This window comes from Pedobacter hiemivivus (assembly GCF_004331685.1).
Lineage (GTDB): Bacteria > Bacteroidota > Bacteroidia > Sphingobacteriales > Sphingobacteriaceae > Pedobacter > Pedobacter hiemivivus.
Genome location: NZ_SJSM01000007.1, coordinates 192,603 through 218,068 on the forward strand (window position 1 = coordinate 192,603; position 25,466 = coordinate 218,068).

The 25,466-nt window shown below is 38.6% G+C and carries 21 protein-coding genes and 1 tRNA gene; 14 read left to right on the top strand and 8 right to left on the bottom strand.

Annotated features, from left to right (window positions below; genetic code table 11):
• The first annotated feature begins 19 nt into the window (after positions 1–19).
• The 9 genes from EZ444_RS13895 (at position 20) to EZ444_RS13935 (ending at position 9,790) form a co-directional block, all read left to right on the top strand.
• On the top strand, positions 20–1,333 hold the full coding sequence (locus EZ444_RS13895) for an MFS transporter (protein WP_225874732.1): 1,314 nt from the start codon (positions 20–22) through the stop codon (positions 1,331–1,333).
• Positions 1,334–1,366: 33 nt separating this feature from the next.
• A complete protein-coding gene (locus EZ444_RS13900) occupies positions 1,367–2,041 on the top strand; it encodes a GDSL-type esterase/lipase family protein (protein ID WP_131609776.1) in 675 nt (224 codons plus the stop codon).
• Position 2,042: 1 nt separating this feature from the next.
• The gene (locus tag EZ444_RS13905; RefSeq protein WP_165503612.1) at positions 2,043–2,735 is read left to right on the top strand and encodes a GDSL-type esterase/lipase family protein; all 693 of its coding nucleotides are present in this window, start codon (positions 2,043–2,045) and stop codon (positions 2,733–2,735) included.
• Entirely contained in the window at positions 2,732–3,667 is a 936-nt protein-coding gene (locus EZ444_RS13910; RefSeq protein ID WP_090779397.1) for a DUF4434 domain-containing protein, read from the top strand. The genes EZ444_RS13905 and EZ444_RS13910 overlap by 4 nt, the downstream gene beginning before the upstream one ends.
• Before the next feature lie 8 nt (positions 3,668–3,675).
• Positions 3,676–4,896, top strand: coding sequence for an AGE family epimerase/isomerase (locus EZ444_RS13915; protein WP_131609777.1), 1,221 nt, complete (start codon positions 3,676–3,678; stop codon positions 4,894–4,896).
• A gap of 84 nt (positions 4,897–4,980) precedes the next feature.
• Positions 4,981–5,862, top strand: coding sequence for a hypothetical protein (locus tag EZ444_RS13920; RefSeq protein WP_131609778.1), 882 nt, complete (start codon positions 4,981–4,983; stop codon positions 5,860–5,862).
• Between the two features lie 88 nt (positions 5,863–5,950).
• Entirely contained in the window at positions 5,951–8,113 is a 2,163-nt protein-coding gene (locus tag EZ444_RS13925; RefSeq protein WP_131609779.1) for a S46 family peptidase, read from the top strand.
• Between the two features lie 176 nt (positions 8,114–8,289).
• Positions 8,290–8,757: a VOC family protein gene (locus tag EZ444_RS13930; RefSeq protein WP_225874733.1), complete on the top strand. Its 468-nt coding sequence runs from the start codon at positions 8,290–8,292 to the stop codon at positions 8,755–8,757.
• Between the two features lie 91 nt (positions 8,758–8,848).
• A complete protein-coding gene (locus tag EZ444_RS13935; RefSeq protein ID WP_131609780.1) occupies positions 8,849–9,790 on the top strand; it encodes an SGNH/GDSL hydrolase family protein in 942 nt (313 codons plus the stop codon).
• A 24-nt stretch (positions 9,791–9,814) separates the two neighbouring features.
• Here EZ444_RS13935 and EZ444_RS13940 read toward each other — a convergent pair whose 3' ends face one another.
• The 7 genes from EZ444_RS13940 to purL all read right to left on the bottom strand — a co-directional run bounded on the left by EZ444_RS13940 (position 9,815) and on the right by purL (position 21,787).
• On the bottom strand, positions 9,815–10,996 hold the full coding sequence (locus EZ444_RS13940; protein ID WP_131609781.1) for an AIR synthase related protein: 1,182 nt from the start codon (positions 10,994–10,996) through the stop codon (positions 9,815–9,817).
• Positions 10,997–11,083: 87 nt separating this feature from the next.
• Positions 11,084–13,270 carry a glutamine synthetase III family protein gene (locus EZ444_RS13945; RefSeq protein ID WP_131609782.1) on the bottom strand — a complete coding sequence of 729 codons (2,187 nt, stop codon included), beginning with the start codon at positions 13,268–13,270 and terminating at the stop codon, positions 11,084–11,086.
• Positions 13,271–13,461: 191 nt separating this feature from the next.
• Positions 13,462–14,376, bottom strand: coding sequence for a hypothetical protein (locus EZ444_RS13950; protein ID WP_131609783.1), 915 nt, complete (start codon positions 14,374–14,376; stop codon positions 13,462–13,464).
• Positions 14,366–16,792 (bottom strand): DUF2339 domain-containing protein, encoded by a 2,427-nt coding sequence (locus EZ444_RS13955; protein ID WP_131609784.1) that lies wholly within the window; start codon positions 16,790–16,792, stop codon positions 14,366–14,368. The genes EZ444_RS13950 and EZ444_RS13955 overlap by 11 nt, the downstream gene beginning before the upstream one ends.
• A gap of 56 nt (positions 16,793–16,848) precedes the next feature.
• Positions 16,849–17,580: a head GIN domain-containing protein gene (locus EZ444_RS13960; protein WP_131609785.1), complete on the bottom strand. Its 732-nt coding sequence runs from the start codon at positions 17,578–17,580 to the stop codon at positions 16,849–16,851.
• 119 nt (positions 17,581–17,699) lie between these two features.
• Complete coding sequence (locus EZ444_RS13965) at positions 17,700–17,942, bottom strand: hypothetical protein (RefSeq protein ID WP_131609786.1); 243 nt, start codon at positions 17,940–17,942, stop codon at positions 17,700–17,702.
• 176 nt (positions 17,943–18,118) lie between these two features.
• Positions 18,119–21,787, bottom strand: a complete 3,669-nt coding sequence (gene purL / locus EZ444_RS13970; RefSeq protein WP_131609787.1) for a phosphoribosylformylglycinamidine synthase — start codon at positions 21,785–21,787, stop codon at positions 18,119–18,121.
• Between the two features lie 218 nt (positions 21,788–22,005).
• On the opposite strand from purL, the gene EZ444_RS13975 reads away from it, so the two are divergent.
• Genes EZ444_RS13975 through fbp form a run of 3 tightly spaced genes read left to right on the top strand, consistent with a single transcriptional unit; the run spans position 22,006 to position 24,261 of the window.
• Positions 22,006–22,656, top strand: a complete 651-nt coding sequence (locus EZ444_RS13975; protein WP_225874734.1) for a tRNA1(Val) (adenine(37)-N6)-methyltransferase — start codon at positions 22,006–22,008, stop codon at positions 22,654–22,656.
• A 6-nt stretch (positions 22,657–22,662) separates the two neighbouring features.
• The gene (locus EZ444_RS13980) at positions 22,663–23,154 is read left to right on the top strand and encodes a metallophosphoesterase family protein (protein WP_131609789.1); all 492 of its coding nucleotides are present in this window, start codon (positions 22,663–22,665) and stop codon (positions 23,152–23,154) included.
• Positions 23,155–23,175: 21 nt separating this feature from the next.
• On the top strand, positions 23,176–24,261 hold the full coding sequence (gene fbp / locus EZ444_RS13985) for a class 1 fructose-bisphosphatase (RefSeq protein ID WP_131609790.1): 1,086 nt from the start codon (positions 23,176–23,178) through the stop codon (positions 24,259–24,261).
• Between the two features lie 93 nt (positions 24,262–24,354).
• On the opposite strand, the gene rnhA is transcribed toward fbp, so the two are convergent.
• Entirely contained in the window at positions 24,355–24,828 is a 474-nt protein-coding gene (gene rnhA, locus EZ444_RS13990; protein ID WP_131609791.1) for a ribonuclease HI, read from the bottom strand.
• A 177-nt stretch (positions 24,829–25,005) separates the two neighbouring features.
• On the opposite strand from rnhA, the gene EZ444_RS13995 reads away from it, so the two are divergent.
• Positions 25,006–25,081: transfer RNA gene (locus EZ444_RS13995), tRNA-His, on the top strand.
• Positions 25,082–25,238: 157 nt separating this feature from the next.
• The coding region (locus tag EZ444_RS27410; RefSeq protein ID WP_455430282.1) for an ISAon1 family transposase N-terminal region protein at positions 25,239–25,466 on the top strand (228 nt) is incomplete at its 3' end.

Below are 25,466 nucleotides of genomic sequence, written 5' to 3' on the forward strand. Positions count from 1 at the left end.
ATATTAAACCAACAATATTGTGTCAAAATTGAATAAGAAAACGATAAACCCCATCTTTTGGATACCAACAACCTGGTTTGCCATGGGATTGCCATTTGTTGCATTATCAGGAGCAAGCTCCATCATGTATAAAAACATGGGGATATCTGATACGCAAATTGCCTTCTGGACCTCGCTAATTATGTTTCCATGGACGATAAAACCGCTTTGGGGACCATTTTTAGAGATGTATAAAACAAAGAAGTTTTTCGTTTATACCACTCAAATTTTTACGGGTTTACTGTTTGGCCTTTTGGCGCTAACCTTACAGATGGACCATTTTTTCAGTTTCTCTATTGCTGTTTTAACGATCATTGCCATTAGTGGTTCTACTCATGATACGGCCGCTGATGGGGTATATTTAAATGAATTGACTCCAAAGCTTCAAGCTAAATTTGTGGGTTGGCAAGGTGCTTTTTACAACATTGCTAAGGTTTTATCTGGTGGTGTTTTGGTGTACATGGCGGGGCAGTTGGAAAAGGAAATCGGTATTCATAATGCCTGGATGGTGGTGATGTTTGCTTACGGGATTATTATGGTGTTGCTCGGTCTATACAATATGAGGGTCCTTCCTTCAGGAAATGAAGCAAAGCAGGTAAGCTCCGTTAAAGAAGGCTTTGCTACTCTGAAAGATGTAATCATTACCTTTTTTCAGAAAAAGAACATATGGTTTAGCTTGTGTTTCATTGTCTTCTATCGTTTCGCCGAAGGACAGGCCATTAAGATTGTTCCTCTATTTTTTAAAGCATCCCGGGAATCTGGTGGATTAGGTTTAACGACCTCAGAAATTGGTTTGCTCTATGGTGTTTTTGGATCAATAGCTTTCGTGTTGGGCTCTATCGTTGCCGGTTACTATGTTTCAAATAAAGGCTTGACTAAAAAAACGCTACTTATTTTATGTGCCTTTTTTAACCTGCCATTTGCAGCATATGCTTTCCTGGCAGTAGCGATGCCTCAGGAATTATACATCATCGCATCTGCGGTGGCCATAGAGTATTTTGGTTACGGTTACGGCTTTGTTGGTTTGATCTTGTTTATGATGCAGAATATTGCCCCTGGTAAATATAAAATGGCGCATTATGCTTTTGGAAGTGGTTTAATGAATTTAGGTTTTATGATCCCTTCGATGATCAGTGGTTTGCTAAGTGATTATTTAGGTTATAAGGAGTTTTTTATCTGGGTATTGATTGCTACAATTCCAGCCTTTCTGGTGACCTGGTTAGTGCCACTGATGCCAGCACAAAGTGAATCTGAAGAAGAAGAAAGTAAAATTATAGAAGAAGCTATCACTTAAAATAGCGGCATAATTAATTTAAAGATGTTTATAATGAAGAGATTTTTGATTGGAACATTACTCGCATTGCCCTTTTATGGTACTGCACAAGTGCAAGCTGTAGTAGACAGCAGTTATGCCAATGGTCATTATTTACAAAGACTGGAGTTTTTTAAAAAGATGCCTAATCAGAAAAATGAAATTGTTTTTCTAGGCAACAGCATTACCGAAGGGGGGAAATGGCAGGAGCTTATTCCGAATAAGCATGTGGTGAATAGAGGGATTAGTGGTGATGTTACTTATGGTGTAATCGCCAGGATGGATGAGGTGTTGGCGGCCAAACCTGCCAGGATTTTCATCTTGATCGGTATCAATGATATGAAGCGTGGAACGCCAGAGGAGGTTATCTTAAACAATTACAGGAAAATCATCCGTATGGTTAAAACACAATCGCCGGCTACAAAAATATATGTAGAAAGTATATTGCCAGTAAATAAGGCGATGCTGCCTGCAACTTATGCTAAATTATCTAATCCAGCCATCCTGGAAATGAACAATCAGCTAAAAGCAATTTGTGGAGCGGAAAAATTGAATTATGTAAATCTACATGAGGTATTTGCAGGGCCTGATGGCGAATTGAAAAAGGAACTGAGCTTAGATGGTCTCCATTTAAGGTCGGCCGCCTATATCTTATGGGCTGATTATTTAAATAAAATTCAAGCATTGTAATATGAATCGTATAAAAATATTTATGGCTACCTGTGTATTATTAGGCACCACAATGGTGGCAAATGCACAAAAAGAAGTTAAGGTTGACAGCAATTATGCCAATCCATATTACTTACAACGCATGGAGTATTTTAAAAAAATGCCTCATGTGAAGAACGAAATTGTATTTCTGGGCAATAGCATCACCGAGCGTGGAGAGTGGCAGGAGATCTTATCGGATAGTAAGTACCCGATTGTGAATCGTGGGATTGGTGGTGATAATTCATTTGGCATTTTAGCCCGTATGGATGAGGTGTTGACGACTAAGCCGAAAGCAATTTTCTTGATGGATGGGATAAACGATCTGTTTAGAAAATTGCCTTACGATGTAAGTATCAATAATTATAAAAGGATCATCAGGATGATCAAGGCTAAATCACCTAAGACAAAGATTTATATCGAAAGTGCTTTGCCTATAAATGAAGAAATGACCAAGGAACCATATACTAAGGGACGTAATGTAATGGTGCCAGTGCTGAATGCAAAGATTAAACAGCTGGCTAAGGAGGAGAAGGTTACTTATATCGATATAGTTCCTTTGTTTCAGGACGAAAAGGGGAATTTAAAAAAGGAGGTGACCATGGATGGTGTACACCTTAAAGCAAGTGCTTATATTGATTGGGTGGCTTATTTAAAAGAATTAAAATATTTATGAAGATAACAGGAACTTTTATAGACGAAATTTCGCACGATATTCCCCACCAAAACTGGGGTAGAGTAGAATGGGATAGAGATTTTGCGCACATGAAGTCTGTGGGAATTGATACTGTAATTATGATTAGGAGCGGCTACCGTCGCTTTATTACCTATCCTTCTGCTTACTTGCAGGATAGTTTTGGCTGTTATCATCCGCCGGTAGATTCTGTAGAGATGTTTTTGCAGTTAGCTGATAAGTATAACATGAAGTTTTACTTTGGTTTATACGATAGTGGTAAATATTGGGATACGGGAAACCTTCAGCATGAAATAGATTCCAACCGTTATGTAATTGACGAGGTTTGGAAGCAATATGGACATTACAAGAGCTTTGGAGGTTGGTATTTGAGTATGGAGATCAGCCGTAGGACAAAGGGTGCTACAGAAGCTTTTAGAACGCTGGGTCAGCAATGTAAAGATGTGAGTGGTGGCTTGCCTACGCTGATTTCGCCATGGATTGATGGTAAAAAGGCAGTGATGGCGGCTTCGTCTGAATTGACCAAACAGGATGCGGTTTCTTTGCAGGAACATGAAAAGGAGTGGGGGGAGATATTTGAAGGTATAAGTGGTGCTGTAGATGCGGTAGCCTTTCAGGATGGCCATATCGACTATCATGAGCTGGATGATTTTTTTGCCGTTAATAAAAAGATTGCGGATCAGTATGGGTTGCAATGCTGGACCAATGCGGAGAGTTTTGATAGGGATATGCCTATTAAGTTTCTACCGATAAAGTTCGAGAAGCTGCGCTTGAAACTGGAAGCCGCCAAAAGGGCCGGTTATGATAAGGCCATTACATTTGAATTTTCACATTTTATGAGTCCGCAATCTGCATACTTGCAGGCGGGCCATCTATTTAACCGATATAAAGAATACCTAGGATTAACAATTTGATTGACGCGATGAAGAACTATAGTGAAATTTACGAGCAGGAATTAATAGATAACGTGATTCCCTTTTGGATGAAACATTCGAAAGATGAAGTGGCTGGGGGGTACTTTAACTGCCTTGACCGCGAAGGAAACGTGTTTGATACAGATAAATTTATGTGGCTTCAGGCCCGAGAAGTGTGGACTTTTGCCACGCTATATAATGAACAGGAAGCCAGACCTGAGTGGTTGGAAATGGCAAAACATGGCGCTGATTTTATAGAAAAGCATGGCCGTGATACTGAAGGAAATTGGTACTTCTCATTAGACCAGTCGGGTAAACCTTTGGTACAACCTTACAATATATTTTCTGACTGTTTTGCTACTATGGCTTTTGCAGCGCTTTACAAGGCTGATCCGCAGGAAAAATATGCGCAGATTGCTAAAGACACTTTTTATAATATTTTAAAGCGTCAGACCAATCCGAAAGGAGATTACAATAAGGCTTATCCGGGAACACGCAATCTTAAAAACTTTGCCTTGCCGATGATCCTGAGTAATCTAGCACTCGAAATGGAGCATTTGTTAGATAAGAAAACTGTTGATGATTTGCTTAAAACAGTGATCCATGAAGTGATGGATGTTTTTTATCAAAAGGAGAGTGGCTTGATTCTGGAGAATGTAAATGTGGATGGTTCTTTTTCTGATTCTTTTGAGGGAAGATCAATCAATCCCGGACATACGATAGAGGCCATGTGGTTTATGATGGATCTTGGAGTTCGCTTAAATGACAAGCAGCTCATAGAGAAGGCTACTGGAATCGCCCTGCGTACACTTGATTATGGTTGGGATAAGGAGTTTGGTGGTATTTTCTATTTTATGGATATTAAAAATGCACCACAGCAGCAATTGGAATGGGATCAGAAGTTATGGTGGGTACACCTGGAAGCACTGGTTTGTATGGCTAAAGGCTATGAGTTGACAGGCAATGAGCAGTGCATGGAATGGTTTGAAAAGCTACATGATTATTCCTGGGATCGTTTCAGGGACCCAGAGCATGGTGAATGGTTTGCTTATTTGAACAGAAGAGGCGAGGTGCTATTGCCTTTAAAAGGTGGTAAATGGAAATGTTGTTTTCATGTGCCAAGAGCTTTGTTTCAAGTGGCAAAATCATTTCGCAATATTAAAGTAAAAAATGACCGTTCTCCTCTGAGTCTGGAACCTTTTGCCCTGAAGGAGGGAAAAAATTCCTAGGCCTCTTCGGAGAAGGTAATTTTTCCTTTAAGCAAGGTGGCTAGGCATAATGCTTAGCCATTTTTTTTACACACAAATTTTATAATGATGAAGAATTTATTATTAGGGTTGATCGTTACGCCGGTTTTTGCGTTATGTTATGTGAATTATCATCCGGCCGTTGAGGTTAGGGATGTTATTGGGGCCAAATCTTTTTTTGAGGATGAGGTAAAGCCAGATGGTGCTAAACCTTGTTTTAATGGGGCATATTATAGGAAAGTAGTGTCTAGTAAGGATGTCTGGTTGGGGATAGCGGGGACTGTGGTGTTACCTAAGATCACATTCGATAAGGCGAGACGAAATGACCAAAAGCCGGGACAGTTTTTAGATAATCCATCTATTTATATGGGTGGGAGTATGAATGAACAGGAAACAGATGTAGGTATGACCTGGGCGGTGATTAGGGATGAAGAAGGGAAAGTTAGTGCAGAAAGAAAAGCATTTCGTCCGTTCTTTAGAAGAGCAGGATATCCGAAAACAGGGCAAAAGGATAGCTGGCAGGATGCACCAGCCCGAAAAGAATTTTATTGGTATCCGGGTGAAGAGGTGAGTATGTCGCTAAGGATTGTAGCTGCGGGTAAACTGAGGTTTGTGGTTGAAGGGGCCGGAAAACGTTTTGAAGCTGATTTTGAAAGTGATGGCTATCACATGAATGGGCTTGGAGAGTTTAAGCGGGTTAATGCCATTGATCAGGTTAGAAATGAAGGTAAACCAGCACAACCGACCAAGACGCATGTAGAAAATTCAACTTGGAAGGAAACAAAATTGTTTAGACTGGTGGATGGGAAGGTTGTATCGGTTCCGATGCATAAAGGTCGATTTACAGATATGCGTTGTCCGGATGGGAAGTATTTTAAAATCACTTCTAATAAGAAGGAGGAAAAGATAGGTGCTGAAACGATTAGCATCTATGGGGATGTGCGTTAATCTGATCAATATAATTGATACATCGAAGATGAGTACAATTGATTTATCATTATTAACTTTGCGCCAACACTAACTAATATATTATCATATGAAAAGAACAGTTTATCTGCTGTTGTGCGTAATGTTATTGTCTTTCGCCAATACGGTGAAAGCAGACGAAGGGATGTGGATCCCGATGCTAATAGGTAAGAACTATGAGCAAATGAAAAAGCAAGGTTTTAAGCTGACTGCTAAAGATCTATACAATGCAAATGGTTCCAGTTTAAAAGATGCAATTGTTCATTTTGGTGGCTTTTGTACAGGTGAGATTGTATCGGATAAAGGTTTGATCTTTACCAATCACCATTGTGGTTATGATGCGATAGCTTCTAATTCTACGCCTCAGAATAACATTTTAGATAATGGTTTCTATGCAAAGAACTATGGAGAAGAAAAACCTATTAGTGGCTTATTCGTCCGCTTTTTGCAAAGAATGGAAGACGTTACTGCTAAAGTTAACGAAGCAACTAAAGGATTAAGTGGCGCTGAAAAAGATGCTAAAATGACTGCCGTTTTTAATGAAATCGCTAAAGCTGCTACTACAGGTCCTACATTGGAAGCTAACGTAAAAGATTTTTATAAATCAAACCAGTTTATCCTTTTTGTTTATGAACGTTTTGATGATGTTCGTTTGGTAGGTACGCCGCCTCAAAACATCGGTAAATTTGGTGGCGATACTGATAACTGGGAATGGCCTCGTCAAACAGGTGATTTCTCTATATTCCGTGTGTATTCTTCAACAGGGAATCAACCAGCAAAATATAACGTTCAGAATGTTCCCTACAAACCTAAGAAGTTCCTTCCGGTTTCTATTAAGGGCGTGAAAAATGGCGACTTTGCTATGGTTTATGGTTACCCAGGTCGTACAGATAGATACTTAACTTCTTATGGCGTTGATTTGGCTACTGAGAAAGTGAGTCCTACTATCGTTAAACTTCGCGATATCCGCTTAAAAGCATGGAAAGCAGAAATGGATAAAGACGTAAGTCTGCGTTTAAAACTGTCTTCTAAATATGCGCAGATTGCAAATTACTGGAAATACTTTATTGGCCAAACTGAGCAGTTAAAACGCCTAAAAGTTGCTGATGCTAAAAGAACAGAGGAGAAATCCTTTACAGAATGGGCTTCCCAAAAAACTGAATTTGCTGGTTTAATGGAGCAATACGATCAGATTTACAAAGATATCGATCCTATTTCTGTACAACGTACTTACATCAATGAGGGCTTTAACGCTTCACAATGGGTTGCTAATGCCTCTGGTCTTGGAAAAGGGTTAATCAACTTTACGAAAAGTAAATATGATGCCGCAACATATAAACAGATTCAGGAAAACATGAATAATGCGGTAACAGCTTATCAGGAGACCTATAATGAAACTGCTGATAAGAAGATCTTTGCAAAGATCCTTGCTTCATTCTATACTGATGTTCCTGTTAAATCGCAGCCTAAATTCTTTGCAGAAATTGCTGAGAAATATTGGACAGGAAATCCGGAAACTACTTTTGAGAAGTATGCGAATTTCCTTTGGGAGAATAGTAACTTCATTAAACCTGAGAAATTGAAAGCATTTATTGCTTCTAATCCTTCAGCTGAGGCAGTAACTAGTGATCCAGGTTATCAGTATGCTTTAAATGTTATTCCTGCTGAATATGTTAAAACTAATTTCGGTTCATTGGTTGCAGATTTCGAAAAGAAAAAAGCAGAGCTGGATCATTTGTATTTGAAAGCAATTTTAGAAAAGAATTCGGGTAAGTTGATGTATCCGGATGCGAACTCTACCATGCGTCTTTCTTATGGAAATGTTCAGGATTACTCTCCAAAAGATGGTATTGTGTATAAAACCACGACTACAATTGATGGTATTATGCAGAAATATATTCCTGGTGACAGTGAGTTTGATTTGCCTGCAAACCTGATTGAAAATTATAATAAAAAGAATTTTGGTCAGTATGGTAATGATGGTACTTTAACTGTTGGTTTTATTACTAATAATGACATTACTGGTGGTAACTCAGGTTCTCCGGTGATCAATGGCAATGGCGAATTGATCGGTCTTGCTTTTGATGGTAACTGGGAAGCAATGAGTGGTGATATTGCTTTTGATAAGAAATTTAAACGTACAATTAATGTTGATGTTCGCTATGTGCTTTGGTGCATTGATGTGTTGGGCGGAGCGAAGAATATTATTAATGAGTTGAAAATTATTAAATAATAGAAAAAATAACCGTTCTCTTCGAGCGCTGCATTGCTTCGCTGAAAGGCGAAGAACACTGAGGCGCTCTCTGAGAAGGTAATTTTTTTTAACAGGATGGCTAGGCAAGATGATTGTCTGGCCATTTTGTTTTTTGGGTTATTTTTAAATGGTGATTATTTTTTAGATATTGGATTATGAAAGCATTTGTATTAACCGCATTATTAGCCATTACATTAACATCCTTTCAAAGCGCTATGGCACAAACAGAAAAGAAGAAGAACACTGTTATTTTAAATCACATTGCAGTGTATGTTTCGGATTTAAAAACAGCAACAGATTTTTATCAAACAGTATTTGATTTGGAGATCATTCCTGAACCATTTAAGGATGGCAGGCATACTTGGTTTTCTATTGGAGCTGCGGGACATTTGCATTTGATTCAAGGTGCGAAAAGTAATGTGGTACATGAAAAGAATGATCATTTGTGTTTTAGTGTAGCTTCGATAGAAGAGTTTACTGCAAAGCTAAAGGCGGAGAAGATCAGTTATGAGAATTGGGCTGGTGCACAGAACACGGTTACCAATAGGGTAGATGGCATAAAGCAGATTTATTTTAAGGATCCTGATGGACACTGGCTGGAAGTGAATGACGACCATAAGTAATACGAAATAGCTAAGAGACTTGTACCAAAATCGCTGAATTAATAGCCAATTTTGAGGATTCTGAATGTGCTTAAATTGCTAATTTAGGAAGATGAAATCATTCGTTGCACTAAGGGTATTTGTGCTACTGGCCTTTCTGGGTTTAGTAGAGACTTCAAACGCCCAACCATTTTCTGTGGGCACTAAAAAAGTACTTTTTTTAGGTAATAGTATCACTTATAGCGGTCAATACATTACGGACATTGAAGCATATTGTACTATAAATTATCCGGATCAGAAAATAGAGTTTATCAATATGGGATTGCCTAGTGAAACGGTTGCAGGTTTATCCGAGCCAGGACATGCAGGCGGTAAATTTCCCCGTCCGGATCTTCATGAGCGTTTGGATCGGGTAATGGCACTTGTTAAGCCAGATCTTGTTTTTGCATGCTACGGGATGAACGATGGGTTGTATATGCCTTTTGATGAGGGACGTTTTGCTAAATATAAAGAAGGGATCAATTGGTTACATGATAAGTATGTAAAGGCTGGGATTAGAATCATTCATGTTACACCGCCAATTTATGATGAGTTGAGAGGTGGAAGTAAAGGTTATGCAGCTGTGTTAGATCGGTATAGTGATTGGTTGCTGGCTCAGCGTAGCGCTGGTTGGGAAGTTGCAGATCTACATTATCCAATGAAGAAGTACCTGGAGGCACATAGGAAGGTGGATGCTGCTTTTAATATTGCTGGGTTTTATTTAGCCGCTGACGGTGTTCATCCTGCTGAAGTGGGACATTGGATCATGGCGAAGGCGTTGTTGCTTTACATGGGCGAAAAACAGGTTGTTTCGGGGATTGATGTGTTGGCAGTAATTAAGCATCCTAAAAAGGAAGAGCTGTTTAAGCTGGTTGCACAAAAGCAGTCGGTGATGAAAGATGCCTGGTTGACAGCTGCGGGGCATAAACGCCCAATGAAGGCGGGCCTACCACTGGAGGAAGCACAAAAAAAAGCTGCTGAAATTGATGAACAAATCAGCAGCTTAATGAAGTAATGTTTTATTAAGGGCGGCTTTTATTTAAAAGTAAGTGTAGTTCCCTTTTTCGCTATTTATAGTAACTTGTTTTTGAGCTGAGCTTTCAACGCGACCGATGATTTGCGCATCGATATTGAAGCTTTTAGAAATGGCAATAATAGCTTCGGCTATTTCGGCGGGAACATATAGCTCCATACGGTGACCCATATTAAATACCTTATACATTTCTTTCCAATCTGTACCAGATTGCTCCTGGATCAATTGAAATAGGGGCGGGACAGGGAATAGGTTATCTTTAATGATATGTACATCATTGTTTACAAAATGAAGCACCTTAGTTTGTGCACCACCACTACAATGTACAATACCGTGAATTTGGCTTCTATAACCTTCTAGCACCTTTTTAATTACCGGGGCATAAGTACGGGTAGGAGATAATACCAGTTTACCAGCAGTGATTTCTGTGTGTTCATCAATCTTAACTTTGTCAGTCAGTTTTTTGCCACCAGAAAATACCAGGTCAAAAGGTACAGCTGGGTCAAAGCTTTCCGGATAAGCATTAGCTACAGATTTATCAAATACATCATGGCGGGCAGATGTTAATCCGTTAGAGCCCATTCCACCATTATATTCTGACTCATAGGTCGCTTGTCCAGAAGAAGATAAACCAACAATTACGTCGCCAGCTTGTATATTGTCATTGCTGATAATTTTATCACGCTCAATACGACAAGTTACAGTAGAATCTACTATGATGGTACGTACTAAATCACCGACATCGGCAGTTTCGCCGCCTGTAGAATAGATAGAAATGCCTTGGGAACGTAGATCGGCAAGAATTTCTTCAGTACCATTGATGATGGCGGCAATTACTTCACCTGGAATCAGGTTTTTATTACGACCAATGGTTGATGACAATAGGATGTTATCCGTAGCACCAACACAAATCAAATCATCGATATTCATGATAATGGCATCCTGAGCAATACCTTTCCATACAGAAATGTCGCCAGTTTCTTTCCAATAAACATAGGCCAATGAAGACTTTGTACCCGCACCATCAGCGTGCATAATATTGCAAAAAGCATCATCATTACCTAAAATATCGGGGATGATCTTACAGAAGGCCTGTGGAAAAATACCTTTATCTATGTTCTTGATGGCTTGGTGCACATCTTCTTTCGAGGCAGAAACGCCACGTTGGTTGTACCTGTTATCACTCATGTTGCTGCAAAGATAGAAAAAAATAACCCCTGCCAATTAAGACAGAGGTTATAAAACTAAAAAATAGTTAAAGTATTGAGGTTTGGTTTATTTTAAAAACAATAACTCTCTGAATTTAGGTAGAGGCCATACGCTGTCATCCACAATTTGCTCTAATTTATCGCAGTGGTAACGGATGGTGTCAAAGTGTGATTTAACCTTCTCATCGTAAGCAATTGCTTTTTCACGACTTTCTTCGATCGTGTTCACTTGTTTACGTTGCTCAAGCATTTCATCAATACTAGTTTTAACAACATTTAAGTGTGTCGATAACTTTTTGATGATCGCAAGAGGTGTAGCTAAAGCTTCTTCTCCTAAGCCAAGTTCTTTTAATCCTTTTGCGTTATTAATTAACGTGTTTTGGTAAGAAATAGCCGCAGGGATAATCATGCTGTTGGTAACGTCACCCATTACCCTTGCTTCGATTTGAAGTTTTTTGAAATAGCTTTCTAACAAGATTTCATGACGTGCATGTAATTCGCGTGGGTTAAATATATTTAGTTTACCAAATAACTCTGTAGTTTTCTCACTTACGTAAGCATCTAAAGCTTTAGGTGTAGTTTTGATGTTTGATAGACCGCGTTTTTCTGCTTCAGCAGCCCACTCATCGCTATAACCATTACCTTCAAAACGAATATCTTTAGATTCTTTGATGTATCTTTTTAATACAGTTAATAAGGCAACATCTTTTTTCTCACCTTTTTTGATCAATTTATCTACTTCAATTTTGAATTTATTCAATTGATCAGCAACGATAGCATTTAAAACTGTCATCGGTGCAGAAGAGTTCTCAGAAGAACCAACCGCTCTTAATTCAAATTTATTTCCAGTGAAGGCAAAAGGAGAAGTACGGTTACGGTCAGTAGAATCGAAAGAAATCTGAGGGATTTTAGGGATACCTAACCATAAAGAATCTTCATTTTTTACTTTCTTGATGATACTTCTAGAAGATTCGATTTCGTCTAATACGTCTGCAAGTTGAGAACCAAGGAAGATAGAGATGATCGCTGGTGGAGCTTCGTTAGCACCTAAACGGTGATCGTTGCTTACCGAAGCAATACTTGCTCTCAATAAATCTGAATGCTCATGCACCGCTTTGATGGTGTTGATGAAGAACGTTAAGAACATCAGGTTGTTTTTAGGCGTTTTACCTGGTGATAATAAGTTCTTACCAGTATCAGTAATTAACGACCAGTTGTTGTGTTTACCTGATCCGTTGATACCAGCATATGGTTTCTCATGTAAAAGCACTTTAAAGTTATGTCTTAAAGCAACTTTTTCCATTAAGTCCATTAACAACTGATTGTGGTCAATTGCAAGGTTGATTTCTTCATAAATCGGCGCACATTCAAACTGAGAAGGGGCAACCTCATTGTGACGGGTTTTCAAAGGAATACCCAATTTTAAAGCTTCGTTTTCAAAGTCAACCATGTAAGTAAATACACGCTCAGGAATAGATCCGAAGTAATGATCTTCTAATTGTTGTCCTTTTGCAGACATGTGTCCGAATAATGTACGGCCAGTTAAAGCTAAATCCGGACGGGCATTGTATAATGCAAGGTCAACCAGGAAATATTCCTGCTCGATACCTAATGATGCACTAACTTTAGTGATGCTTTTATCAAAATACTGACAAACATCAACAGCTGCTTTATCCATAGCAGAAAGTGCTTTTAATAAAGGAGCTTTATAATCTAAGGCCTCGCCTGTGTAAGCAACAAAAACAGTTGGAATACAAAGTGTTTTACCTGCTTTGCTCTCCATGATGAAAGCTGGAGACGAAGGATCCCATGCAGTATAACCACGAGCTTCGAAAGTGTTACGAATACCACCATTAGGGAAACTTGAAGCATCCGGCTCTTGTTGAACTAATGCACTACCAGCAAATACTTCAATTGCACCATCACTACTTGGCTCAAAAAACGAGTCATGTTTCTCAGCAGTTGTGCCAGTTAATGGTTGAAACCAGTGGGTATAATGTGTAGCACCTTTGCTCATTGCCCAGCTTTTCATAGCTGTTGCGATGTGATTGGCATCTTCATGGTTAATTAATTCACCCTGTTCAATTGAGGAAATAAGTTTCTGAAATACTTCTTTTGATAAGTAGTCTTTCATCTTTTTCTTATCAAAAACATTCACGCCAAAAAAATCAGAGATTTTAGTCGAAGGAGACTTTACTTCTGGTGAAATTCTTGATTGTGCCTCTTTTAATGCAATTGTTCTTAAGCTTTTCATCTATTTGTTTAAAGTTTGGTCAAAAATAGGTTTTTTATTGATTGTTTTCAATAAATTGTTTGTAAAAATACGAATGTTGGCAATTATTCAAAGATATTATTGTTGATTTTTGTGTTTTGGTGATGAAATGGCGTTGATATTTGCAATTTTTACGAAAATGATAATTTTAGGGGGTTGTTTTAACGCTTTTGTTAATTGCCTTGTTTTTTTGATTGCATTTCTCTGACCATATAGTAAGATAAATAGCCAAGAAATACAATTAACAGCACTATTGCTCCCCACATCCAGCTCTTTTTGACCAAGCCAGACTCCTTATCCAAGGCTTCGTTGGTGTTCTTTTCAAAATTAAGTACAGCTACGGAAGGGATGGTGTTACTGATGCTATCTTTAAAATAGCTCAGGTCGTACTTCGGCGCCTCCATGTTTAACTGCCCTGTTTTAATCACATATTGCTTATCTTTTTCAAGATAGGCAATCAACTCCATATTTTTTTGATAAGCCTCAATATTTTTTATCAACAAAGGTGAACTATCTTCATTTTCTATGATCAGAAACAGTTGTTTGTACCTGTTTTCTCCATAAAGATCAATTGTCGGCTGTTTTTCGGAGGAAATTATAATGTTTGTAAGCTTGTCTTCAGAATAGTGCCTTCTTTTCTGATTTACAAGAGGATTTTTTTCTGATATCCATGTTGTTCTTCTGTAATATTGGAAACCTTCCAGGTTTAATTTTAATTTATCTATTTGGTAGGGTACTTTGAAAGTAATAGAAACGATTGTACGTTTATTTTCTTTATCTTCTGTGGTTGTTACAGATGGTGCAGGTATATTGGTATAATGCTCGATCTTTAATGCAGAAGTATCCAATAAATAGATATTATCAGGCAATTGCCTAAGCAAGTAGGCGATCTCTTTCTGTTTTTCAAAGATCCTGATGTCAGAGAGATCTTTATTTGCAGTTTTTGAAATGATTTCCGGTGTAAGTGCTATTTTATAAAATCCATTAACACTTACCCGATCCAGGTTACCATTCCATTTAAAAGATTGCGCAGAGGTAACTGTCCAGTTCAGCAAAAATAAAGCACAGACGAAAAACTTAAATTTCATTATGCTCAGTTTCTTTTTTATCACTCGTAAGCAGCAGGTTTTTTAAACGCTGATACATAAATGAAATGACCAGTAATAATATTCCCAGAGAAATGAAGGCTGCGATTTTTCCACCTTCAGATAGTCCTCTTAAATCAAAAATGAATAATTTAAGTAAGGTGACGGCCAATATGGAGATGGATATGATCCGGATGTTTTTAGATTTCCATTTCATACCTATATATATACATAGTAATGCAAAACAGCCCCATAAAATGGCAAATCCGGATTTGTGATTGTTATTTAGAATCATCGCCATAGATTTTTCTTTTGAATATTGAGACATTACCATCAAATGATCCAATTCGGCGCTGGCAACATAAAGCACCATAAAGGCAATAAACCATTGCAGGGCAACCAGGCCGTTGATAGAATTTATACTCTTTTCATTCTTATAAAGTGTATAGAGCGTGGCAGCGATTAAAGCAACCAGCAAATAATGGAAAAGATAAGTGCTCAAACTGATGTTTTGTAAGTCCAGGTATCCGTTTCGTAATGAAATGGTTTCTGGATTCAATAAGAACGGGAAGCAAAGTAGTGATACGATTCCGATAGCTGCAACAAGGTATTTGAACTCCTCTGTTTCTGTGCTGCGGATAGAAATGAGTAGGATCGTAATGAACAAGTAACTGAAGCAACCTAATGCAAGTATTCTTAATAGAGGGAAATAAATGTGCGCCTGATAATTCAATTCTAAAGCGATAACTACATAGCTGATGATGATTACAGCGATGGCTAAAATGGTTCTGGAAGTCTTGATTTCCCGGAAAAGTATTGATTTGATTTCGGACTTAAGGAGTTTTGAATACAATATCAGCGCACAAATAACCCCTAAGCCGGTAATAAATCCCTTGTTAGCCAAAGGTGTAAGTCGGTTGTTTGTTGTGTACAAATTGCTTCCGTAAACTTGTTGCCAGTCCATAGCCAGACTGATCCCCAGTAAAACCAAAATGATAAGAGATGCTTGTTTAATGAGGGTAATGCCAGATTTTTGTGATAACCATAGTAGTAATACACTCTCTGCGGCCCAAAATAAGGTGATGTGGTTACCTTTTAATTGCACGGGAGCGGCCAGACTGATAAAGGTAAGCACCAATCCGATGAGCAGGTAAATCAGATTTCTGTCTATTTTATCATTTTTATATAATGCATAAGCAAATGCTAAGTTTACAAGTCCTAATAATGCTGTAAAGAGTCCTTGATAGTCTCCATTTGAAAGGTTGCTCAGGATCAGCATGCCTGCTGAATAATACAGGAAGGTGTTGCTCAGCAGAATTCCAATTTCAAGCGCGTTAAAATCTGTTTTTTCTTTGATGTTGTTAATGATATTCATCAGCAGGAATACCAGGTAAAATAACGATGCGAATAGGAGTGCGCCTAAAAATGGTGCAGCAGGCCTGTGTGGATCCATCAATACTTTGGTGGTTAGCCAGCCGCCAAATAGGATAATTGTAAACGCATAACAGATGATATTGATGATAGCCCATTTTTTGTAATAAGCCAATACCAGCATTCCAATATTTAAGATCAGCAGGTAGGTGAAAAGTACAATGTAATTGCCTTCGCCGGTACTCACCATAAAAGGGGCACCAAAGCCTCCAAGGATGGCAAAAATGGCAAGTTCTTTACGATCGTAACTGAGCGAGAGTAATACCGTAAATACTGTAATCAGTATGGTAAGGATAAAGGCTACCGTTTGGCTAAACAATTGATATTGATGAAAGCCTATGGTTACGGTAAAATATAGAATGGCTACACCACCACCTACCAGTACAGAGCTGAAGGTTGTAAACGATTTGCGGAGCCGATGGGCAAGTCCAACTAAAATACCACCACAAATGAAACCGATACTTACACGGCCAATCTCATTGATCCAATCTTTATCGATCGCATATTTCAGGAAAAAGCCCATGCCTAGCACAAGGATTACAATACCTATTTTGTTAAATAGGTTCTCTCCAATAAACTTTTCAAGATCAGGATTTCGTTCACTGAAAGAAGACGTTTTAATTGGTGGGGGAGAGAGGGGTTTCCGCTGAGGGAGTGGTTCAATCTCTACAACAGCAATCCTTTCGGGTTCAATGATTACAATTGGAGGTACTTCGATTTTCTCTTTTAGTGGTTCAGGAATGAAAGGTTTTATCACTTCTTGCTGAACGACTTGTTCTGCGGGTTTTTCTACAATAGGTTTTTCTCTGACAGGCTTTTCTGCGATAGGCTTTTCGCTAACTGTAGCGTTTTTATCGACCAGTTGAGATGATAGTTGCTCAATTTTAAGGTATAGAAAATCGAGTTTCTCGTTTAAATTCTTTTTTAATTGGAGAATAACAATTAGAAGTATAACAACGGAAATAAATACAATTGTTTCTAAAAACATAGAGGGCAGAAATTGGTTTCAATTTAAAGGTAATAAAAACCTAAACTAATTACCTTTTATTTCTTGCTTACTCCACCACTACCGAGAATTGTTTCTTTAACTTCGGCATCACCACTATAATAGATATGTCCTGATCCGCTAATAAACGCATTTATTTTTGTGTTGGCCGTAACGTTAATTGTACCCTTTCCACTCATTCTTGCCGAAAGTTCATTTACAGAAAGTGCTTTATTGCCAAAGCTGCCCGGACCACTTAGCGTAACGCTTGCAGTAGCGGCTTTACCACTAATGTTTGCTGTTCCAGACCCACTAACAACTCCTGTAATCTTATCTGCTTGCACGTTGGCCTTAATTGTACCAGATCCACTTAGGGTAGCTGCAAAATCCGTAGCCGTAATTGTCCCGTTAACCGTAAGGTTACCATTACCGCTCATGGTTAAACTGCTAATCTGCTTAGCCGTAACATAGGCAATGATCTTTTTATTCTCGTATTTTCTGGCCCAACTAGTCCAGCTGGTTTGTGGCCTGATGATTAGGATATTACTTTTTACCTCGCCAACTAAAGTAGCAATAGCTTCTTTATCGCCTTCAAATCTTAAACTTTCTTTATCACCAAATTTAACGATCACCTCAATTGGGCCACCAGCCACTATGCCATTAAAATTTTTGACCTCTCGTTCATCAGAAGTCTGTGTAGTTTTATTTATGGCGGAAAGTGGAGCAGCCTGGATATTGTTAACCTGCGAAAATAAGAATGATGCTAAGAGGATAGTGAGTAATGATTTCATGCGCTTAATTGTAATTGTGCTTAAAATTAAAATGATATTAGGTACTTGTAGCTATAAGACGTATGATTTTGCAGAATGTTGCATGGGATTGGCGAAATAGGATCAATTTTTGAAAAAAATTATTTGACCAGTACGCCATCATGGAGCAGAATACCGTCCCTAATGGCATTTAATAAGAAAAGATCAACCCTACAATCCAAGCTTTGTCTACAATGACTAGGATCCTCGTCATCTATTTCAATGGTGGCAACACGTACATGTTGCTCGTCAAAAATCTGATAGCACTCATTTTTGAGCGGCTTAATTGTGTACGAGTGGCCGAGACCTTGACTATCGGCTGCTTCGATATTAAATTTTTTCATGGCATAAAGATATTTTATATAGCTCTTAACAAATTGAATAACAGAATGTTCTGTTGTCTTTGTTTTTATTAAAAAAAAATATCTAACGGCCTGAATGGGGAAATAGTATAAGATAAATTACTCAGTTGCTACCTTTCTGTGTTACAGTATCGCAGCAACTGAGTAGTAATTTGCAATTATTTGGTATGCTTTTCTACCCATTTACGGGCGTTTACAAATGCTTCCATCCATGGAGAAACTTCATCTTTACGACCTTGTGGGTAATTTGCCCAATGCCATTGGAATAATGAACGCTCAATATGCGGCATCATTACCAGGTGGCGACCCGATTCATCACACATCATGGCTGTATTGTAGTCAGATCCATTTGGACTAGCTGGATAGCTTTCGTAAGCATATTTAGCTACAATGCGGTATTTATCTTCTGCGTAAGGTAATTGGAAACGACCTTCACCATGTGAAACCCATACACCAAGCGTGCTGCCTGCTAATGTAGAAAGCATTACCGAATTGTTTTCCTGTAGGGTTAATGAGGTAAAGATACTCTCGTGTTTACCACTTTCATTGTGCAACATTTTTGGTTTCTCAGCATGATCTTTATTGATCAGTCCAAGCTCAACAAAAAGCTGGCAACCATTACAAACACCTACAGATAGGGTGTCAGGACGGCTAAAGAAATTTTCTAAAGCTACTCTGGCTTTTTCATTGTACATAAATGCACCAGCCCAACCTTTGGCTGATCCTAAAACATCAGAGTTAGAGAACCCACCTACAGCACCAATAAATTGGATGTCTTCAAGGTTTTCTCTTCCTGTGATTAAGTCAGTCATGTGTACATCTTTTACATCAAATCCCGCAAGGTACATGGCATTAGCTAATTCGCGTTCAGAGTTACTTCCTTTTTCGCGGATGATGGCAGCTTTTGGACGAGGCTTACTTTCGTCAATAGCAGGTTTCTTTCCATCGAATTGAGTCGGGAAGGCGTATTTTAATACATGTTTTTTATAGTTGTCAAAACGCTCTTTGGCTTTAACCGGTCCGCTTTGTTTTTTATCTAATAGATAAGAAGTTTTAAACCATACATCACGTAAGTGATCGATATCGAAGTTTAATGCGGTTGTATCACCATTTTTAATGGTTAAAGTAGCAGTGTTGCTAACTTCTCCAATTTTATGGTAAGCGATTCCATTTGCAGCAAGTGTAGCTTCAACAGCTGCATCCGCCTGGAATACGATACCTATGTTTTCCGCGAAAAGTAATTTAACGTTATCCTGTTCGCCTAAAGCAGACAAATCAATAGTTGCACCTAGATCACGATCAGCAAAGCAAAGTTCTAGTAGTGTTGTAATTAAACCACCACTGCCTACATCATGTCCAGCTTGTATTTGTTCTGCTGAAATTAATTGCTGAATCGTATTGAATGCATTTTTAAATTGAGTTGCATCTTTTACATCAGGAGTTTCGTTGCCAATTTTATTTAAAATCTGAGCGAATGAAGAACCACCTAATTTGTAAGTATCATTAGACAGGTTGATGTAATAGATTGAACCACCATTTTTTTGCAACACTGGTTCAACAACCTGAGTAATGTTATTACAATTACCAGCAGCAGAGATGATCACTGTACCTGGAGCAATCACATCACCGTCTTTGTATTTCTGTTTCATCGACAGGGAATCTTTTCCTGTTGGGATATTGATTCCAAGACTGATTGCGAAATCAGAACATGCTTTTACAGCTTCGTATAACCTTGCATCTTCACCTTCATTTTTACAAGCCCACATCCAGTTGGCTGAAAGTGATACACTTTTCAATCCATCTTTCAATGGTGCCCAAACGATGTTGGAAAGAGATTCTGCAATCGCAATGCGGCTACCAGCGCCAGCATCGATCAAGGCAGAAAGCGGGGCGTGACCTACAGATGTAGCTACACCTTCTTTACCCTGGAAATCCAATGCCATCACACCACAGTTGTTTAGAGGCAATTGTAACGGTCCTGCACATTGTTGTTTGGCAACACGGCCACCCACACAACGGTCAACCTTATTCGTTAACCAGTCTTTTGAAGCTACTGCTTCCAACTGCAATACTTGTTCAAGGTATTCGTTCAGCAAGTTTGGATCATAAGTAACTGGTTGGTATTTTCTATCTATGGTTTTATCGTCCATAATTACCTTCGGAGAACTGCCGAACATATCTTTCAATTCCAGGTCCATAGGTTTAACACCTGTGGTTGCCGATTCGAAAGTAAAACGATGATCTCCTGTTACTGTACCTACCGTGTACATTGGAGAACGCTCGCGGTCTGCAATTTTTTGAAGGGTATCTATATCTTTTTGACCAATCACCAAGCCCATACGTTCTTGTGATTCGTTGCCAATGATTTCTTTTGAAGATAGGGTAGGGTCTCCGACAGGAAGTTTATCCAGGTCTATCTTTCCACCAGTTTCTTCAACCAATTCCGAAAGACAGTTTAAGTGTCCACCTGCACCATGATCATGTATAGATATAATGCTGTTGTGTTCACTCTCTACCATACCACGCACTGCGTTGGCAGCTCTTTTTTGCATTTCAGGGTTTGAACGTTGAATTGCATTTAATTCAATTCCAGAACCTAAAGCACCTGTATCGGCAGAGGATACTGCTGCACCACCCATACCAATTCTATAATTTTCTCCACCAAGGATAACGATTTTGTCGCCTGTTGATGGTTTATGTTTTTGTGCCTGACTAGCTTTTCCATAACCTACACCACCTGCAAGCATGATTACTTTATCGAATCCTAACTTACGTGAGCCTTCTTCGTGCTCAAAAGTTAATACTGATCCTGTGATTAGCGGCTGCCCGAATTTATTTCCAAAGTCAGTAGCGCCGTTAGAAGCTTTGATCAAAATGTCCATTGGTGTTTGGTATAACCAGGCTCTTTCTTCAACTCCTTTTTCCCAAGGGCGGTTTTCTTCTAATCTAGATAAGGCAGTCATATATACTGCAGTACCAGCTAGCGGTAATGAACCCTGTCCACCAGCCAACCGGTCTCTGATCTCACCACCAGATCCGGTAGCTGCACCATTAAACGGTTCAACTGTTGTTGGGAAGTTATGTGTTTCAGCTTTAATCGAGATTACAGATTCGAAATCACTTAAAGCATAATAATCAGGTATATCAGCACGTTTAGGAGCAAATTGTTGAACTTTTGGACCTTTAACAAAGGCTACGTTGTCTTTATATGCAGAAACAATATCATTAGGATTTTCTTCAGAAGTCTTACGGATCAGTTTGAACAGCGATGTAGGTTGCTCCACACCGTCGATTACAAATTTACCGTTAAAGATTTTATGACGGCAATGCTCAGAATTAACTTGTGAGAAGCCGAATACTTCTGAGTCAGTTAATGGTCTGCCCAATCTTCCAGCCAGTGCATTTAAGTAATCTACTTCCTCATCGCTTAATGAAAGACCTTCCTGTTTGTTGTAAGCAGCAACATCAGTAATTTGAAGGATAGGCTCTGGTTGTATATTTATAGTATATATATCCTGATCAAGCTGATTGTATTTTTGAGAAAGCATTGGGTCGAAACCTATAAAGTTCTCTTCTACTTTTTGAAACTCCTCAATACGGATAATGTCTTGAATATCCATGTTTTGAGTGATCTCTACAGCATTTGTGCTCCACGGTGTTACCATTGCAGCGCGCGGACCAACAAAAAAATCAGTCAATGTTGTTTCTTGCTGAAGTTTTGCGCCGCCAAACAGCCATTCTAGTTTCGTAATATCAGTTGTAGATAGGTCTCGTTCTATTTGTAAAGCGAAAACCGTATTGGATGGGCTTAAGAAGAAATAAATCATGCTTTTTTTTTGAAGATGCAAATTTAGCGTTAAAATTTTAAAACAGTGTGATCGTGTGTAATATATCATTCATTTTATTGCAGTATCTACCTGTTTTGTTAGATTTCTTTAGCTTTGCGATAATCTTTTAGAGAATACGACCAATTATACGACCGCAGAAATCCATGGGGAATGTTTTTAAGTTTAAACAATTTGAAGTAAACCAGTCTGGCTGTGCTATGAAAATTAATACCGATGGCGTATTGCTTGGCGCCATTGCCGCGCAAGAGGATGCTAAGTATATTTTAGATATTGGAACAGGAACAGGGGTGATTGCGATGATGCTGGCGCAGCGTTTTAAAAATGCTCAGGTTGACGCGGTAGAAATTGACGAACAAGCAGCGCTTGCTGCTGAAGGTAATTTTAACAACTCAGACTTTGCTGCCAACTGCAATGCGCATCACAATGATATTTCTGCTTTTCAAACTGACCGAAAATATGATCTTGTGGTTTCAAATCCGCCATATTTTGTGAATGACCTCAAAAACCAGGAGCACAGAAAAGGAATTGCCAGACACGCAGGTTCGAACTTGTTTGAGTCTATGGTGGAGCGTGTTGCGGAGTTGATGGATAAATCGGGAAGTTTCTGGTTTATTTTGCCGGTAAAGCAAGCGGAGTATATGGTTAAGATCGCTTCGACTTATGGTTTGTCCCCATCTATAGTGATTCATCTCCATTCAGATGACAGTAAGCCTGAGTTCAGGTGGATCGTTTGTCTTGATTATGCGGGTAAGATAACCTTGCATCAAAATTTAAACATTTATGAAACAGAAGGTGTTTATACAGTTGCTTATAGGCAACTGTTAAAAGACTTTTTTCTTGCTTTTTAATCGATTATGAAGAAAATAGGATTGATGTCGGATACGCACGGCTTTTTAGATGATGCCGTTTTTAAACACTTTGATGATTGTGATGAGATTTGGCACGCGGGTGATTTTGGACCTGATGTAGCGGAGCGACTGGCAGCCTTTAAACCTTTAAGGGGTGTTTATGGAAATATTGACGATAAAGAGATTCGTTCAGTGTACCCGGAGCACCTTCGTTTTAATTGCGAAAATGTAGATGTGTGGATGACACATATTGGTGGATATCCGGGTAGGTATGCTTCGCAGGTAAAAAGTGAAATTTACACTAAGCCTCCGATGTTGTTCATCTGCGGGCATTCCCATATCTTGAAGGTGATGTATGACAAGAAAATAAATTGTTTGCACATAAATCCCGGTGCAGCTGGTAATTCAGGCTGGCACAGAATAAAAACTTTGATTAGATTTTGTATTTCGGAAGAAAAAATACATACCTTAGCCGCCATAGAAATAGGGAATAGATAACGTATTAAATACACTAAGTATATGGCAGGTATAAAAACACTTGGTCAATTCATAATCGAGAAACAGGCTGATTTCTCTTATGCAAAAGGAGAGCTTTCCAGACTGCTGAGGGACATCGGGATTGCTGCTAAAATAGTGAACCGCGAGGTGAACAAAGCTGGTTTGGTAGACATCTTAGGTTCAGCGGGGACGGTGAATATACAGGGTGAAGGACAGCAAAAATTAGATGTATTTGCCAATACGCAGTTCATTAGTGCACTTACGAGTGGTGGTGAATGCTGTATTGTAGCTACAGAAGAAGAGGATGATTTTGTGCCTATTGATTCTCCGGTCTCAAAAAATGCCAAGTATATTGTTTGTATTGATCCGTTGGATGGTTCTTCAAATATCGATGTAAACGTTGCTGTTGGAACGATCTTCTCTATTTATAGAAGAAAATCAACTGAGGGAATGGCAACATTATCCGATGTATTGCAAAAAGGTACTCAGCAGGTTGCTGCGGGTTATGTGATTTACGGATCATCGACTATGATGGTATATACTACAGGAAAAGGAGTTAACGGCTTTACTTTAGATCCTTCTATTGGTGAGTTTTGCTTATCGCACCCGAATTTAAAAATACCTGAGACTGGAAATATCTATTCTATCAATGAAGGTAACTATGTTCACTTTCCAGAGGGGGTGAAGAAATACATTAAATATGCTCAGGTTGAAGATAAAGCTACTAACCGTCCTTATACTTCAAGGTATATTGGTTCTATGGTAGGTGATATTCACAGAAACCTGATCAAAGGTGGGATTTATATTTATCCAACTACTTCTAGTTCTCCAAATGGTAAGTTGAGATTACTTTACGAATGTAATCCAATGGCTTTTATTGTTGAGCAGGCTGGGGGCGTAGCTTCTGATGGATTTAACAGAATATTAGAAATTGAACCTACAGAATTGCACCAGCGTACTTCTATCTTTATTGGATCTTCTCAAATGGTTAAGGTTGCAGAAGATTTGATGGTACAGTACTCTGCGGATAAAAACAATGCGGCAGTTAATGGAAGCGCTGTGAAGGTTAATGTAGAATCGCTGAATGTAAATGGCAGTGCTAAGTAAATAGATTTATAGTAATTAGTTGAAAGGCCTTATCATTGAAAATGATAAGGCCTTTTATATTATCGTGTGCGGAAGAAGGGAACAAACCCTTTATTAAAGCAATGAAGGATTGTTTCTTTCTGCTTCAAATTCTACATCAATAGTTTGTGCTGCTTTGTTTTTGGAGGCTGCTACAGCAAGTTGATCACAGCGTTCATTTTCTGGATGATTGTTATGTCCTTTAACCCAAACAAATTTAACGTCATGTAATTTATATACGTTTAAAAAACGCATCCAAAGGTCTTTGTTCTTTTTTCCTTTGAAGCCCGTCTTTAACCATCCAAATACCCATTTTTTTTCAACAGAATCAATTACATACTTGGAATCTGAAAATACAGTGACTTGCTGTCCTGGCGTTTTTAAAGCTTGTAGTGCTACAATCACAGCTAGTAGTTCCATTCTGTTATTGGTAGTCATCCTAAAGCCTGCACTCAACTCCTTATAGTGTTGCCCTGCTCTTAAAATTACGCCATAACCACCTGGTCCGGGGTTTCCACTTGCTGCTCCGTCTGTATATACTTCAATCATATTTGAAACAAATCTACCTTTTTAAGCCTTAAAAGCAATTTATAGGCGGTAATTAATATTTTTGTAAAAAATAAAATAGCTGAAATATAATTGGTTAAGAAAAATGTTGAGTATAATCTTTAAAAATATTTGAATAAAATGTTTTTAATCGTACTTTTGTGACACTGAAAAAAACATGGTGGTTTTAGCTCAGTTGGTTAGAGCATCGGTTTGTGGTACCGAGGGTCGTGGGTTCGAGCCCCATATTCCACCCTGTATGGGGCAAAGTCTTTAAACGAGATTTTTGCCCCATTTTTTTGCCCGTAAAGCCTTGTTTTCCAGGTATATTAACGGATCAATGGGATCAATCCCAAAAGTTGTGGAGCAATCGATAAAATTATAGATTTGTATTTCTATACCGTTTTATATTTATGCCATCAGCTACTGCATCCTTGCTCAGATTATTTCTGCCAGATTTTATACTAGAGAATTTTGAATTCAAAGGGGTTATTGAGGATAGTGAAACCTTCCATATCGAACTCGAAGAATTGAATAATCCCCCCTCAGAATGGGATGGGATCAAAGTTTTGTCCAAAGGCTTTTTCCCTCAGATTGTAATTCAAGACTTTCCTATCCGTGGTCATAAAGTGTTTTTTCAT